Source organism: Microbacterium sp. 71-23, assembly GCF_001897265.1.
Lineage (GTDB): Bacteria > Actinomycetota > Actinomycetes > Actinomycetales > Microbacteriaceae > Microbacterium > Microbacterium ginsengisoli.
The window spans coordinates 105,710-120,598 of sequence record NZ_MKSL01000008.1 but is presented as its reverse complement, the minus strand read 5'-3'; the positions used below and the strand labels follow the sequence as shown (position 1 = coordinate 120,598).

Genomic DNA, 14,889 nt, shown 5'->3' with positions numbered 1-14,889 from the left:
CTCGTCATGGGCATCGTGAACGCGACCCCCGACTCGTTCAGCGACGGCGGTCGCTACCTCGACCCCGACCTCGCCGTCGCCCACGGGCTGCGGCTGCGCGAGCTCGGCGCCGACATCCTCGACATCGGCGGCGAGTCGACACGGCCCGGTGCCGTGCGCGTCACCCCCGAGATCGAGCAGGAGCGGGTGCTGCCGGTCGTGCACGCGCTCGCCGCCGCAGGAGCCGTCGTGAGCATCGACACCATGAACGCCTCGACCGCGGTCGCGGCCGTCGCCGCCGGTGCGCGCATCGTCAACGACGTGTCGGGCGGTCTCGCCGACCCCGATCTGCTCGCGGCCGTCGCCGCCACCGGCGCCGACGTGGCGCTCGGGCACTGGCGCGGCCACTCCGACGACATGTACGCGCAGGCCCAGTACGACGACATCGAACGCGAGGTCGCCGCAGAGCTCGTCGGACGGGTCGAGGCGGCGGCCGCGGCGGGCATCAACCCGGCCCGTGTCATCCTCGACCCGGGTCTCGGCTTCGCCAAGCGCGGCGACCAGAACTGGCGGGTGCTGCGCGCGCTGCCGCAGCTCGTCGGGCTCGGCCCGCGGCTCCTGGTCGGCGCGAGCCGCAAGGGGTTCCTCGCCGCAGCGCTGGGGGGCGAGGCATCCGAGGCCCGCCGCGACCTCGCCACCGCGGTCACCAGCGTGCTCGCCGCCGACGCCGGAGCCTGGGCGGTGCGCGTGCACGACGTCGTCGCCACCCGCGACGCGCTCACCATCGCCCGCGCCTGGCAGGAAGGGAAGGCATGAACCCGCTCGACGAGATCGCGATCACCGGCATCCGCGCATTCGGACGCCACGGGGTGTTCGCCCATGAGCGCGCCGAAGGGCAGGAGTTCGTCGTCGACGCGGCGCTCTACCTCGACGGCGCGGTCGTGCAGCGCGCCGCGGTCACCGACGACGTCACCGACACGGTGCACTACGGCGAGGTGGCGGTGCGCATCGCCGAGATCATCGGCGGCGACCCGGTCAACCTCATCGAGACCCTCGCCGAGCGCATCGCGACCGCCGTGCTCGAGGGCTGGCCGGTGCACATGGTGCGCATCACCGTGCACAAGCCGCAGGCGCCCATCCCCGTGCCGTTCGACGACGTGACCGTCAGCGTCACCCGCGTGCGCATCGAGGGAGCGCTGTGAACCGGCGGCTCGCGCAGGGCGTCGGCGACGAGGCATCCGTCACCGCCGTCGTCGCCCTGGGGTCGAACCTCGGCGACCGCGGCACCACGATCGAGGCCGCCGTCGCCGACCTGCGCACGCTGCCGGGCACGAGCGCGCTCGAGGTCGCTCCCGTGCTCGAGACCGTCGCGCTCACCCTGCACGGGCCGGATGCCTCGGCCCCGCCGTATCTCAACACGGTCGCACTCGTCACCACGACCCTCCGACCCGCCGAGCTGCTCGCCGCCCTCCACGAGATCGAGGCGCGGCACGGGCGGGTGCGTCGCGAGCGCTGGGGCGACCGCACGCTCGATCTCGACCTGATCGCGTACGACGACGTGCACTCCGACGACCCGGCGTTGCTGCTGCCTCACCCGCGCGCTGCCGAGCGCGACTTCGTGCTGCGCCCGTGGCTGGCCGTCGACCCCGACGCGGTGCTGCCCGGGCGCGGTCGCGTCGACGCGCTGCTCGCCGCGCTCGACGACGGGGGCCCCGCGTGAAGCGCACGAGCCCCCTCGCCCTGTTCACCGCGGCTGTGCTCGGCCTGGGTGCCGGGTTCCTCGTCGACCAGCTGCTGACCGCGGGTGGGCGCGCCACCTTCACGCCCGCCATCGGACTGCCGATCCTGCTGGTGCTGCTCGGCCTCGCCGAGATCCTGCTGGCACTCCCGATCCGCCGAGCCACCCGCGCGACGGTCAAGGTCGACATCGACCCGTTCCGGGCGGTGCGCATCGCGGTGCTCGCGAAGGCCTCCTCACTCGTCGGTGCGGTCGTCGCCGGGTTCGCGCTCGGACTGCTGCTGTTCGTGTCGACCCGCCCGGCCACCCCCGACTCCGGCGCGCTGCTGCCGATCATCCTCACCGCGGCGGCGGGCGTCGCGCTGGTGGTCACCGCCCTCGTCGCCGAACACCTGTGCACCCTGCGGAAGGACGACGATGACGACGACTCCGGACCCGGCGCTCCCGCGATCGAGCCGCACCGTCATTGAGCCGGGCCTCGACGCCGAGGTGCTCGATCGGGGCACCTTCGCGCCGGTCGGTGCGCCGCGCCGCGGCTGGCTGACAGGCACGGATGCCGCGGATCCCGCACCCTGGCATCGGCTTGCGCGGCCCTACCTCAGGACCGAGCTGATCGAGCTCGCGCTGTGGACCGTTGCGGTGATGGGGGCATCCGTTCTTCTCGGCATCTGGACGGGCGCGTGGTGGCCGTATCCCGTGGGCGGTGTGCTCGTCGTCGTGCTGCTCGTGTGGGCGGCGATCCTGCCGCGACGCCTGCGGTCGTGGGGCTACCGCCTGCGCGCCGATGACATCGTCGTGCGGCGGGGCATCCTGCTGCAGCGCGAGCTCGCCGTGCCCTACGGGCGGCTGCAGCTCGTCGACATCGCCCACGGTCCGCTCGACCGGGCGTTCGGCATCGCGCAGGTGAAGCTCGTCAGCGCCGCCTCGACCGGCAGCGTCGTGCTGCCGGGGCTGCGGCAGGAGGCCGCCGAGCTGCTGCGCGACGCGCTGATCGAGCTCGCCGAGCAGCGCCGGACACCGCTGTGAGCGATCCCGTCGAGGCGGGCGACCAGGGCGGTGCGGTCGAGGGGGTGTCCGCCGGCGCTCACGGCGACCCGCGCGCCGACCCGGCGGCAGCGCTCTCGGGATCGGTGCTCACGGATGGCGCGTGGCACCGGCTGCACCCGCTGACGCCCGTCTTCCGCGGCGGGCTGGTCGTCGTGGTCGTCGCGGGCGTGCTCATCGCGAACCTGCGCGAGCGCCTGCTCGCGTTCGTGGTGCCGATGTTCGCGCCGGGGCCGCATCCGCCGGCCGACGACCCGCGGGATCCCGTCGACTACGTGTTCGCCCACAATCTGGTCTTCCTCGTGCTGCTCGGCGCGATCGTCGTCGCGCTGCTGCTCGTCGGGCTGTTCGCGCTGTCGTGGCGCTTCCACACGTTCCGGGTCACGGCCGCCGATGTCGAGGTGCGCCGGGGCGTGCTGTTCCGCTCGCACCGCCGTGCCCCGCTCGACCGCGTGCAGGGCGTGAACCTCACCCGCCCGCTCGTCGCGCGCCTGGTCGGCATGGCGAAGCTCGAGGTGATGGGCGCCGGCCTCGACTCCAACGTGGAGCTGTCGTACCTGTCGACGCGGTCGGCCGAGGCGGTGCGCCGCGACATCCTGCGCCTCGCCTCGGGCGTGCGGGCCGAGACGGATGCCGCGGGCCCCGGCCCGCACGCCGGCCGCCTGGCCTCGGCGCGCGCGGCCGTGGGCGACGGTCTGACGGGTCTGGTCTTCGGGGCGGAGCCCGCGCCCGACCGCAGCGAGTCGGTCGTGCACGTCACACCGCTGCGCCTCATCGGGGCGCAGGTGCTCAGCGACGACACGGTGTGGTGGCTGATCGGGTCGACAGCGGTGATCGTGGCGGGCGCGCTGTGGTTCCCGCCGGGGCTGTTCCTCGCGCTGCCGTTCATCCTCGGCTACGGCGGATATGCCGCGCGGCACGTGGTGCGGGCGATGCGCTACGCGATCGTGCCGACGCCGCACGGCGTGCGGGTGACGTACGGCGTCCTGACCACCGTGACCGAGACGATTCCACCGGGGCGCGTGCACGCGGTCGCGATCTCGCAGTCGGTGCTGTGGCGCGGAACGGGCTGGTGGACGGTCACCGTCACCCGCATCTCGGGCACCCGCCACGGCGAGCAGCGCGCCGAGGAGTTCGCGCGGGTGATGCCGGTCGGCACCCTCGACGACGCGAGGCGCGTGGTCGCCCTGCTGCTGCCGTGGCTGAGCGCGCACGAGCTCGACACGATGACGGATGCCGCGCACGCCCGCGCCGCCGGCGGCTTCACGACGACCCCTCGGCGCGCCCGACTGCTGCGCCCCCTCGCGTGGCGGCGCAACGGGTTCGCGCTCGGTTCCCGCGTGGTGACCTTCCGCCGCGGTTTCCTCGCCCGCTCGGCGGCGCTGTTCCCGCTCGGTCGCGCGCAGGGGGTCGAGCTCGCACAGGGGCCGATCGACCGCGCGTTCGGTGTCGCGAGGGTGCGGGTGGTGACGGTGCGCGGGCACGTGCGCACGCGGCTCGGCGCGATCGACGCGGATGCCGCGGCATCCCTCGCCGGTGACGTCGCCGACCGCGCGGCGGCACCTGATACGGTGGCGGCCGCGACAGAGCGGGAGGAGTCGCACGCATGAGCACGGCACGGGACGGACGCCTGGGCGTCGGGATCATCGGCGCGGGCCGGGTCGGCCCCGTGATCGGTGCGGCGCTCGGTGGGGCGGGTCACGCGGTGATCGGCATCACGGCGGGCTCCGACCCCGACCGGGTCGACGCGGTGCTGCCCGGGGTTCCCGTGCTTGAGACGCAGGACGTGGTGCGTCGGGCCGAGCTCGTGGTGATCGCGGTGCCGCACGAGGAGCTGCCCGGCCTCGTCGCGGGACTCGCCGAGGTCGGCGCCTGGCAGCCCGGCCAGCTCGTGCTGCACACGGACCCCGCCTACGGCATCGAGGTGCTCACTCCCGCGGCGCGGTCGGGGGCGATCCCGCTGGCTGTGCACCCGGCGATCTCGTTCAGCGGCACCTCGATAGACCTGAAGCAGCTCGCGGCCGCGTACGCGGCGGTGACGGCGCCGGCGGCTGTGCTGCCGATCGCCCAGGCGCTCGCCGTCGAGATGGGCTGCGAACCCGTGGTCGTCGCGGAGGCCGACCGTCCCGCCTACGCGGAGGCCATCGCCACCGCGACCGCGTTCTCCGATTCGATCGTGCGGCAGGCGACCGGGCTGCTCAGCGCCGTCGGCGTCGAGAGCCCGGGTCGGTACCTGTCGGCACTCGTCCGCTCGACCATCGACCAGGCGCTGATCGACCGCACCCCGACCCTCGAGGTGCGAGGCGACGCCGGTGACGAGCAGGACGACGCCCCGGTCGACGCCGATCGCGACTGACCCGTGCGCGACATCGAGCTCGCCGCGATCGAGGGTGGCACCCTGATACGCCGGGTGGGCCGTGCCCGCGAGACGGTCGAGGTGGCCCCGTTCGAGATCGGGGTGTTCGCCGTCACCGAGGAGGAGCTCGCCGAGCTTCTCGGGGTCCCTTCCCGGCATCCGCGCCGGCCCGCGGTCGAGGTGAGCTGGCAGCGGGCGGTGCGCTGGTGCAATGCGGCGTCGGAGTGGGAGGGGCTCGACCCCGCCTACCGGATCGACGGCGACGAGGTGCGGTGGGACGGCACCGCCGACGGCTACCGGCTTCCGACCGAGACCGAGTGGGAGTTCGCGTGCCGTGCGGGGTCTCCGGCGGCGCAGTACGGCCCGCTCGCCGAGGTCGCGTACACCGCCGCCGACGGGCTGCGCGCCCCCGCGGACGTCGGCGGGAGGCATCCGAATCTCCACGGGCTGTTCGACACCCTCGGCAACGTGTGGGAGTGGTGCTGGGATCCGTTCGACCCGGAGGACCCGAGCGCGGGGCGCGTGTTCCGCGGCGGCGGGTTCACCGACGGGCCGCTGAACGTGCGCGCGGACGTGCGTCGCGGCGCCCGCGCGAGCGCGGTGTTCGACGATGTCGGGTTCCGCGCGGCGCGGGGTCCGGGTCCCGCCCCTGAGGGGCGCTCCCGCCGCCGATAGACTTGGCGGCGACTTTCCGAGGAGCCCCCGTCATGACCGAGCAGCACGCTCAGCCCGCGCCCGCCGACGAGTTCGACGACGATGTCTTCGAGCAGAAGGCGGTGCGTCTCGCCAAGCGTGAGCGGCTCATCGCCGAACGAGCGGATGCCGCGGGCGGCGCCTATCCCGTCACGGTTCCGGTGACCGACACCATCCCCGCGCTGCGCGCCCGCTTCGGCGAGCTCGAGCCCGACACGCAGACGGGCGTGGTCGCGGGTGTCGCGGGCCGCGTGGTCTTCAGCCGCAACACCGGCAAGCTCTGCTTCGCGTCGCTGCAGTCGGGCGACGGCAGCCGCATCCAGGCGATGGTGTCGCTGGCCTCGGTCGGCGAGGATGCGCTGCAGCGCTGGAAGGAGCTCGTCGATCTCGGCGATCACGTCTTCGTCTCGGGCGAGGTCATCTCCAGCCGCCGCGGTGAGCTGTCGATCATGGTCACCGACTGGGCGATCGCCGCGAAGGCGCTGCTGCCGCTGCCGAACCTGCACTCCGAGCTGAGCGAGGAGACCCGCGTGCGTTCGCGCTTCCTCGACCTCATCGTGCGCGACCAGGCCCGCCACACCGTGCGCGCCCGCTCGACAGTGAACGCCAGCCTGCGGCAGACCTTCTCGGCGCACGAGTTCATCGAGGTCGAGACCCCGATGCTGCAGGTGCAGCACGGCGGCGCGAGCGCCCGCCCGTTCGTGACGCACTCGAACGCGTTCGACACCGAGCTCTACCTGCGCATCGCGCCCGAGCTCTTCCTCAAGCGCGCCGTCGTCGGCGGGCTCGACCGGGTGTTCGAGATCAACCGCAACTTCCGCAACGAGGGCGCGGACTCGACCCACAGCCCCGAGTTCGCGATGCTCGAGGCCTACCAGTCCTACACCGACTACAACGGTATCGCCGACCTCACCCAGGAGCTCATCCAGAACGCGGCCGTCGCCGTGGCGGGTTCCACCACTGTCACGTGGGCCGACGGCACCGTCTACGACCTCGGCGGCGAGTGGGACCGCATCTCGATGTACGACTCGCTGTCGGCCGCCGCGGGTCGCGAGGTCACCCCCGCGACCTCGCTCGACGAGTTGCGCGCGATCGGTGCCGCCGCCGGTGTCGACGCTCCCGCGCACGAGACGCACGGCAAATGGGTCGAGGAGCTGTGGGAGCACTTCGTGAAGGGCGGGCTCACCCGGCCGACCTTCGTGATGGACTTCCCGATCGACACCAGCCCCCTCGTGCGCGAGCACCGGTCGATCGCCGGGGTCGTCGAGAAGTGGGATCTGTACGTGCGCGGCTTCGAGCTCGCGACGGGATACTCCGAGCTCATCGACCCGGTCATCCAGCGGGAGCGGTTCGTCGAGCAGGCGAAGCTCGCCGCCCGCGGCGACGATGAGGCGATGCGCATCGACGAGGAGTTCCTGCGGGCGATGGAGCACGGCATGCCCCCGATGGGCGGCATGGGCATGGGCATCGACCGTCTGCTCATGGCGATCACCGGTCTCGGCATCCGCGAGACGATCCTCTTCCCGCTCGTCAAGTAACCGGCTCCCGGGCCGCGAGGGCGCGTTCGGCGCGCCCGCGGAACGCCCAGTCGGGCAGGTGCCCGGCGGCCACGAAGCGTCCGACGATGTCGGCGAGTCCGTGGGATGCCTCGTGCTCCCGCGCCGCGCGCACGTAGCCGTCGGCGTGGCTCGAGCGCCCGAGCGCCCACGACAGCCACGCGCAGGTCGCGAGCGCGCCGGCGCGGTGCGTGGGCGGCGCGGCGGCCGCCGCCCGGCGGGCCACCGCCAGCGCCCGCAGCAGCCGCGGCGGATCGGGACGCGGTCCCTCACCCCACATGCGCCGGGCGAGCGACATCGGATAGGCCACGTCCGCCTCCCAGTCGAGCTGCGCGCGCACGGCCTGGTCGCCGCGGTCGACGCCGTCGCACCAGGTCAGCAGGCCCACGTCTCGCAGCGCCGGACGATCCAGCGCCCACACGAGCGCTGCGATGGCCGCGGCATCTTGGTCGTCGTCGTCGTCGGCGAGCATCCGCTCGAAGAAGGCGGGCAGATCGTCGCGCAGCGCAGCTGGAACGGCCATCGGTCGGCCGAGCTCGTGTCGCACGGCGTCGACGAATGGCCGTTCGAGGTCGGGCGGAACTGCGTCGTCGGCGAGGCCGCCCTCGTACGCACCCGTCATCACCTCGGCGCGCGCTCCGCCGACAGACGGGTCGCCGTAGCGGCCCCAGCGCCGGGCACCGACCCACAGTGCGTCGTGCACGGGCAGGCCCGCGGCATCCATGCGCTGCTCGATCGCCCGCACGAGCGGGCGGCGCGGCGCGTCCCGCGTCGCCTCGTCTGCGTAGATCACGATCGCCGCGGCCGTCGCCCCCTCGATGCGGCACAGCAGTCCGACGAGGGTCGCGGCGAACGCCCGTTCACCGGCGCGTCCCGCGCCGGGCAGGTCGAGCCGCATCAGACCCATCGTGCGCCGCCCGGTGAACGGCACCGCGACCACGCTCCGCGCGGGCGTGATGCCCGCTAGCCGCGGCACGAAGGAGAGGAACTGCGCCGCACCCGCGGCCCGCACGATCTCGGTCATCTCCCGACCCTCGCGGGGTGCGCCGAGGGGCGGGCGCCGCGGGCGCGGATTGTGCAGAGCGGGCCGGATGCCGCGGCATCCGCCCGGTTCGGGAGGAGGCGGCGTTCTCCCACCCGGCGCGCGTACGATGACCCCGTGGACAACTACTGGCTCGCCATCGTCTGGTCGATCGGCCCGACCATCGTGGTGTCCTTCATCTTCTTCGTCATCCTGCGGGGGATCGTGCGCATGGACCGCACCGAGCGCAAGGTCTACGCGCGCATCGAGGCGGAGGAGCGCGCGAAGCGCGGCCTGCCGCCGGTCACCCCCGCCGACAGCTGAGCTCCCGTCCCGCCGGGTAGCCGGCTCGCCGCCGCGTCATGACGGCGGAGCTGTCGCCGCCGCCCACTACGCTGGTGCCACTGGGAGGGCCTGATGACGTTCATCTTCGACCCGACATGGTGGGTCGTGCTGACGTTCCTCGTCGACCTCACCGTGCGCGTCACCGCGATCATCGTCGTCCCGCGCAACCGCCGCCCCACCGCGGCCATGGCGTGGCTGCTCGCGATCTACTTCATCCCGATCGTCGGCGTGCTGCTGTTCCTGCTCATCGGCAACCCGCGCCTGCCGCGCAAGCGCCGCCGCAAGCAGCAGGCGATCAACGACTACATCCGCGAGCAGAGCACCGGTCTCGACTTCGGCCGCACCCGACCCGACCCGCCCGAGTGGATGCGCGCGGTCGTGCGGCTCAACCGCAACCTCGGCGCCCTGCCGATCTCGGGCGGCAACGCGGCCCGCCTCACCTCCGACTACCAGACGAGCCTCGACGAGATGGCGGCGGAGATCCGCACGGCCGAGAAGTTCGTGCACGTCGAGTTCTACATCTTCCAGTCGGATGCCTCGACCGAGAACTTCTTCGCGGCGCTCGAAGAGGCGCGCTCCCGGGGCGTGGTCGTGCGGGTGCTGCTGGACCACTGGGCCAACCGCGGCAAGCCCTACTACCGCCGCACCCTGCGCCGCCTCACCGAGATGGGTGCGATCTGGCATCTGATGCTCGAGGTCAAGCCGCTGAAGGGCAAGTACCAGCGGCCCGACCTGCGCAACCACCGCAAGCTCCTCGTCGTCGACGGGCGGGTCGCGTACACGGGATCGCAGAACGTGACCGACTCGACCTACAACCTGCGCAAGAACATCCGTCGGGGCCTCCACTGGGTCGACCTGATGGTGCGGGTCGAGGGGCCGGCCGTGGCATCCATCGACGCCGTGTTCCTCAGCGACTGGTACTCCGAGACCGACGAGGTGCTCGCCGACTACCTCGAGCTCGACGGGCTCACCCTCAGCGACGCCGGCACCCTCGACTGCCAGGTGGTGCCGTCGGGGCCGGGGTTCGAGTTCCAGAACAACCTCAAGATGTTCCTCGCACTGCTGTTCGCGGCGCGCGAGCGCATCATCATCGTCAGCCCCTACTTCGTGCCCGACGAGTCGTTGCTGCTGGCCATCACCACCGCCTGTCAGCGCGGCGTGCACGTGGAGCTCTTCGTCTCCGAAGAGGGCGACCAGGCGATGGTGTACCACGCGCAGCGCAGCTATTACGAGGCGCTGCTGCGCGCGGGCGTGCAGATCTGGATGTACCGCAAACCCTTCATCCTCCACTCCAAGTCGCTCACGATCGACGACGAGGTCGCGGTCATCGGATCGAGCAACATGGACATGCGCTCGTTCGGTCTGAACCTCGAGATCTCCCTGCTCGTGCGGGGCGAGGAGTTCGTCACCGACCTCCGCGCGGTCGAGGACATGTACCGCGATCTCAGCCGTGAGCTCACCCTCGAGGAATGGATGCGGCAGCCCCTGCGCTCCACCGTGCTCGACAACCTCGCGCGCCTCACCTCGGCGCTGCAGTAGCTCCCGGGCACTCTCCGCCGCGAGCGAACAAACGGCCGCGGCATCCGCCCCGTCGTTACCCTCGTTGTACAGCGCCAGAAGTGCGCCGGAGGAGTCAACGATGTTCGAGAGATTCACCGACCGAGCCCGTCGTGTGGTTGTGCTCGCCCAGGAAGAGGCGAAGATGCTCAACCACAACTACATCGGCACAGAGCACATCCTGCTGGGCCTCATCCACGAGGGCGAGGGCGTCGCCGCCAAGGCCCTCGAGTCGCTCGGCATCTCGCTCGACGCCGTGCGCGAGCAGGTGCAGGACATCATCGGTCAGGGTCAGCAGCAGCCGACGGGGCACATCCCGTTCACGCCGCGCGCCAAGAAGGTGCTCGAGTTGTCGCTGCGCGAGGCGCTGCAGCTCGGCCACAACTACATCGGCACCGAGCACATCCTCCTCGGCCTGATCCGCGAGGGCGAGGGTGTCGCCGCGCAGGTGCTCGTCAAGCTCGGCGCCGACCTGAACAAGGTGCGCCAGCAGGTCATCCAGCTGCTCAGCGGCTACCAGGGCAAGGAGCCCGCGGCCGTCTCGGGCGCCGCCAACGAGTCCCAGGCCGCCGCCCAGGGCGGATCGGCCGTGCTCGACCAGTTCGGCCGCAACCTCACCCAGGCCGCGCGCGACAACAAGCTCGACCCGGTCATCGGGCGCGAGAAGGAGATCGAGCGCGTCATGCAGATCCTGTCGCGCCGCTCCAAGAACAACCCCGTGCTGATCGGTGAGCCCGGCGTCGGCAAGACCGCCGTCGTCGAGGGCCTCGCCCAGGCGATCGTCAAGGGCGTCGTGCCCGAGACGCTGAAGGACAAGCAGGTCTACTCGCTCGACCTCGGCTCCCTCATCGCCGGGTCCCGATACCGCGGCGACTTCGAGGAGCGCCTGAAGAAGGTCACCAAGGAGATCCGCACCCGCGGCGACATCATCGTCTTCATCGACGAGATCCACACGCTGGTCGGGGCGGGAGCCGCCGAGGGTGCGATCGACGCGGCATCCATTCTGAAGCCGCTGCTCGCCCGCGGCGAGCTGCAGACGATCGGTGCGACGACCCTCGACGAGTACCGCAAGCACTTCGAGAAGGATGCCGCGCTCGAGCGCCGCTTCCAGCCGATCCAGGTCGCCGAGCCGAGCCTGCCCCACGCGATCAACATCCTGAAGGGCCTGCGCGACCGCTACGAGGCGCACCACAAGGTGCAGATCACCGACGGCGCGATCGTCGCGGCGGCCAACCTCGCCGACCGCTACATCAGCGACCGCTTCCTGCCCGACAAGGCGATCGACCTGATCGACGAGGCGGGGGCGCGCCTGCGCCTGTCGATCCTGTCGAGCCCGCCCGAGCTGCGCGAGTTCGACGACAAGATCGCCAAGGTCCGTGAGGACAAGGAGCAGGCCAGCGAAGACCAGGACTTCGAGCGCGCCGCGGCCCTCCGCGACGAGGAGAAGTCGCTGCTCGCCGAGCGCCTGCGTCTCGAGAAGCAGTGGAAGAACGGGGATGTCGCCACCACCGCCGTCGTCGATGAGGGACTCATCGCCGAGGTGCTGGCCCAGGCGACCGGCATCCCGGTCTTCAAGCTGACCGAGGAGGAGTCGAGCCGTCTCGTCTTCATGGAGAAGGCGCTGCACCAGCGCATCATCGGCCAGGAGGAGGCGATCGCCGCCCTCGCGAAGACGATCCGTCGTCAGCGCGCCGGCCTGAAGGACCCCAAGCGTCCGTCGGGATCGTTCATCTTCGCCGGACCCACCGGTGTCGGCAAGACCGAGCTGGCCAAGGCGCTCGCCGAGTTCCTGTTCGACGACGAGGGCGCCCTGATCTCGCTCGACATGAGCGAGTTCGGTGAGAAGCACACCGTCTCTCGGCTGTTCGGTGCCCCTCCCGGCTTCGTCGGCTTCGAGGAGGGCGGCCAGCTCACCGAGAAGGTGCGCCGCAAGCCGTTCTCGGTGGTGCTGTTCGACGAGATCGAGAAGGCGCACCCCGACATCTTCAACTCGCTGCTGCAGATCCTCGAAGAGGGTCGTCTGACCGACGGTCAGGGGCGCGTGGTCGACTTCAAGAACACCGTGATCATCATGACGACGAACCTCGGCTCGTCGGCGATCGCCGGTGGCCCGGTGGGCTTCCAGGTCGAGGGCAACAGCCAGACGACCTACGAGCGCATGAAGGGCAAGGTCGACGAGGAGCTCAAGCGGCACTTCAAGCCCGAGTTCCTCAACCGCGTCGACGACATCATCGTGTTCCCGCAGCTCAACAAGGACGAGCTGCGCCAGATCGTGGGGCTGTTCACCAAGCGTCTCGGCGAGCGTCTGCTCGACCGCGACATGACGGTGGAGCTCACCGACGCGGCCAAGGACAAGCTGATCGAGATCGGCTTCGACCCGACGCTGGGCGCCCGTCCGCTGCGTCGTGCGATGCAGCGTGAGATCGAGGACCGCCTCAGCGAGCAGATCCTGCACGGCGAGCTCGTCTCCGGCGATCACGTGACGGTCGACGCCCCGAACGGCGAGTTCGTGTTCGAGCACAAGGCCCGCGGCGAGAAGGTTGCGGTCGGTGTGGGTGCGGCCGGCGAGATCGCGGCGACGCCGGAGATCGCGGCGACCGCCGACTGACCGAACGACACGAAGGGGGCGGATGCCGCGGCATCCGCCCCCTTCGTCGTGTCGGGGCGCCGGAGGTGGTCGGCCGTTCGCATCGAGCGAGACGAGCCTCACATGGGGGCTCAGCCCTTCGCGGCCGCCTTCATGGCCTTCTTGTGCTCGCGCACCTTCGCGAGCGTCTCGGGCGAGACGATGTCGGCGACGGAGCGCAGCGACCCCACCTCGCCGTAGGGAGCGGATGCCTCACGCCACCCCGCGCCCATGAACCCGTACTGCTTGCCGAGCAGCGCGAGGAAGATCTTCGCCTTCTGCTCGCCGAACCCGGGGAGGGTGCGCAGGCGCCGCAGCACCTCGGCGCCGTCGGGGTCGTCACGGGTCCAGAGCGCGGACGCATCGCCGCCCCAGTCGCGGGATACGATGCCGCACAGCTCCTGCACGCGGGCCGCCATCGAACCGGGGAAGCGGTGCACGGCCGGCGTCTGACGGAACGCCGCCAGGAACTCCTCCGGGTCGTACCCGGCGAGGGCCGCGGCATCCAGGGTGCCGACCCGGTCGACGATCTTGCGGGGCCCGGCGAACGCCGTCTCCATCGCGATCTGCTGGTCGAGGAGCATGCCGATCAGCAGGGCCAGCGGCTGCTCGGTGAGGAGGGTGTCGGCGGCGGCGTCGCCGGTGAGATGCAGACTCACGCGAGCTTCGCCTCGTCGTCGATCGCGGTTGCCTCGGCGGCCGGGACGATGCCGAACAGCGCCTCGAGTCCGGCGACGTAGTCGTCGGCGTGGCCGGCATCGGCCAGCTCATGGGCGCGGATCGTCGGGGTGTGCAGCAGCACGCCCACGAGATGGCGCAACGACTGCTCGGCGCGGCCGTCGTCTCCGCGTGCGCGGGCCCGGGCGATCTCGGCCTCGAGCAGCTCGAACACGTGAGCGCGCAGCGCGACCACCGCGGGGGTCACGCTGCGCCGTTCGCCGGCCACCGTGAAGCGGCGGGCGGCGTCCTGCACGAGCGCGCGAGCGGTGTCGGTGGCCTGCAGCTCCTCGAGAGGGGCGTGCAGCCGGATCGTCTCGAGGTCGAGCAGATCGGTGTCGGCCAGCTGCGCGACGGCCGGGTCGACATTGCGGGGCAGGCCGAGGTCGATCACCATGCGCCGCGTGGTGCGCTCGTGCGCGACGGGGCACGCGGGGGCCGTGGCATCCACGACCTCGGCACCGAGCACCGCCGGGGTGACGACGTATCCCTCGGCACTCGTGCAGGTGATCACGAGATCCGCACGGCGGGCGCGCACGGCGAGGTCGGACGTGTGCGCGATGCCGTGCTTGAGCGCGAAGCGCTCGGCGCGACCAGAGGGGGAGAAGACGGTGATGCGCTCGGCGCCCTGATCGCGCAGGGCCGCGAGCGTCGCGGCCGCGTAGGCGCCCGTGCCGACCAGCAGCACGTCGAGCGCCGACCAGTCGGCGATGCGGCTGTCGGCGAGCTCGAGTCCGAGCCGCACGAGGGAGCGTCCGGCGCGGCCGATCGCGGTGCCGTTCTTCACGTCGCGCTGTGTCTCGCTGGCGCGCTGGAACAGCCGCTCGAGCTCGGTCGACGTGGTGCCGTCGCGGTGCGCGTCGGCCAGGGCGCGGCGCACCTGCCCGGCGATCTCGCCCTCGCCGACGACGACGGACTCGAGCCCCGAGGCGACCGAGAACAGATGCTCGGCGACGCCGTCGCCGGTGTAGAGCTCATACGCCCCGTCGAGCTCGTGTGCGGCGACGCCCGTGGCGGCCTCGACGGCGAGCAGCGCCGCCTCGACACCCAGAGCGGATGCCGCGGTCACCGGCTCGTCCATGTCGACGTAGGCCTCGAACCGATTGCAGGTGGCGACGACCACAGCCCCCTGCACGCACTCGCTGTGCTCGGCGATCGACCGGGCGACGCTGTCGGTGTGGACGCTGAGCCTCTCCAGGAGGTCGAACGACGCGGTCTTGTGACTCGCGCTCAGGCACAGCAGCACCCGGCAAGTCT

Annotated in this window: 15 protein-coding genes; 12 read left to right on the top strand and 3 right to left on the bottom strand. The window is 71.8% G+C overall.

Translation table 11 applies throughout. The annotated features are described in order from the left end of the window. Nucleotides 1–6: 6 nt before the first annotated feature. From folP to lysS, 9 genes are read left to right on the top strand one after another with little or no spacing between them, the layout of a single operon-like run. Nucleotides 7–795, top strand: a complete 789-nt coding sequence (folP, locus tag BGO15_RS00665; RefSeq protein WP_235557472.1) for a dihydropteroate synthase — start codon at nucleotides 7–9, stop codon at nucleotides 793–795. After that, nucleotides 792–1,181 (top strand): dihydroneopterin aldolase, encoded by a 390-nt coding sequence (folB, locus tag BGO15_RS00660; RefSeq protein WP_045247499.1) that lies wholly within the window; start codon nucleotides 792–794, stop codon nucleotides 1,179–1,181. Before folP ends, folB begins: the two co-directional genes overlap by 4 nt. After that, nucleotides 1,178–1,699 carry a 2-amino-4-hydroxy-6-hydroxymethyldihydropteridine diphosphokinase gene (gene folK / locus BGO15_RS00655; protein ID WP_056209668.1) on the top strand — a complete coding sequence of 174 codons (522 nt, stop codon included), beginning with the start codon at nucleotides 1,178–1,180 and terminating at the stop codon, nucleotides 1,697–1,699. Before folB ends, folK begins: the two co-directional genes overlap by 4 nt. Beyond that, nucleotides 1,696–2,187: a DUF3180 domain-containing protein gene (locus BGO15_RS00650; RefSeq protein WP_045247497.1), complete on the top strand. Its 492-nt coding sequence runs from the start codon at nucleotides 1,696–1,698 to the stop codon at nucleotides 2,185–2,187. Before folK ends, BGO15_RS00650 begins: the two co-directional genes overlap by 4 nt. Then, on the top strand, nucleotides 2,135–2,743 hold the full coding sequence (locus BGO15_RS00645) for a PH domain-containing protein (RefSeq protein WP_056209673.1): 609 nt from the start codon (nucleotides 2,135–2,137) through the stop codon (nucleotides 2,741–2,743). Before BGO15_RS00650 ends, BGO15_RS00645 begins: the two co-directional genes overlap by 53 nt. Continuing rightward, on the top strand, nucleotides 2,740–4,371 hold the full coding sequence (locus BGO15_RS00640) for a PH domain-containing protein (RefSeq protein ID WP_235557471.1): 1,632 nt from the start codon (nucleotides 2,740–2,742) through the stop codon (nucleotides 4,369–4,371). Before BGO15_RS00645 ends, BGO15_RS00640 begins: the two co-directional genes overlap by 4 nt. Further along, on the top strand, nucleotides 4,368–5,117 hold the full coding sequence (locus tag BGO15_RS00635) for a DUF2520 domain-containing protein (protein ID WP_056209675.1): 750 nt from the start codon (nucleotides 4,368–4,370) through the stop codon (nucleotides 5,115–5,117). Before BGO15_RS00640 ends, BGO15_RS00635 begins: the two co-directional genes overlap by 4 nt. Nucleotides 5,118–5,120: 3 nt before the next feature. Then, nucleotides 5,121–5,792 carry a formylglycine-generating enzyme family protein gene (locus BGO15_RS00630; protein WP_056519795.1) on the top strand — a complete coding sequence of 224 codons (672 nt, stop codon included), beginning with the start codon at nucleotides 5,121–5,123 and terminating at the stop codon, nucleotides 5,790–5,792. Nucleotides 5,793–5,824: 32 nt separating this feature from the next. After that, entirely contained in the window at nucleotides 5,825–7,348 is a 1,524-nt protein-coding gene (lysS, locus tag BGO15_RS00625; protein WP_056209678.1) for a lysine--tRNA ligase, read from the top strand. Here lysS and BGO15_RS00620 read toward each other — a convergent pair. Next, on the bottom strand, nucleotides 7,341–8,390 hold the full coding sequence (locus BGO15_RS00620; protein ID WP_056209679.1) for a DUF4192 family protein: 1,050 nt from the start codon (nucleotides 8,388–8,390) through the stop codon (nucleotides 7,341–7,343). The genes lysS and BGO15_RS00620 overlap by 8 nt on opposite strands. 135 nt (nucleotides 8,391–8,525) lie before the next feature. On the opposite strand from BGO15_RS00620, the gene BGO15_RS00615 reads away from it, so the two are divergent. The 3 genes from BGO15_RS00615 (at nucleotide 8,526) to BGO15_RS00605 (ending at nucleotide 12,897) form a co-directional block, all read left to right on the top strand. Beyond that, nucleotides 8,526–8,711 (top strand): hypothetical protein, encoded by a 186-nt coding sequence (locus BGO15_RS00615; protein WP_045247491.1) that lies wholly within the window; start codon nucleotides 8,526–8,528, stop codon nucleotides 8,709–8,711. Between the two features lie 93 nt (nucleotides 8,712–8,804). Continuing rightward, complete coding sequence (cls, locus tag BGO15_RS00610) at nucleotides 8,805–10,271, top strand: cardiolipin synthase (RefSeq protein ID WP_045247490.1); 1,467 nt, start codon at nucleotides 8,805–8,807, stop codon at nucleotides 10,269–10,271. 100 nt (nucleotides 10,272–10,371) lie between these two features. Then, nucleotides 10,372–12,897: an ATP-dependent Clp protease ATP-binding subunit gene (locus BGO15_RS00605; RefSeq protein ID WP_056519790.1), complete on the top strand. Its 2,526-nt coding sequence runs from the start codon at nucleotides 10,372–10,374 to the stop codon at nucleotides 12,895–12,897. A gap of 110 nt (nucleotides 12,898–13,007) precedes the next feature. On the opposite strand, the gene BGO15_RS00600 is transcribed toward BGO15_RS00605, so the two are convergent. Continuing rightward, a complete protein-coding gene (locus tag BGO15_RS00600; RefSeq protein WP_056209680.1) occupies nucleotides 13,008–13,574 on the bottom strand; it encodes an HhH-GPD-type base excision DNA repair protein in 567 nt (188 codons plus the stop codon). Beyond that, nucleotides 13,571–14,878: a glutamyl-tRNA reductase gene (locus tag BGO15_RS00595; protein WP_056209683.1), complete on the bottom strand. Its 1,308-nt coding sequence runs from the start codon at nucleotides 14,876–14,878 to the stop codon at nucleotides 13,571–13,573. Before BGO15_RS00595 ends, BGO15_RS00600 begins: the two co-directional genes overlap by 4 nt. Between the last annotated feature and the right edge of the window lie 11 nt (nucleotides 14,879–14,889).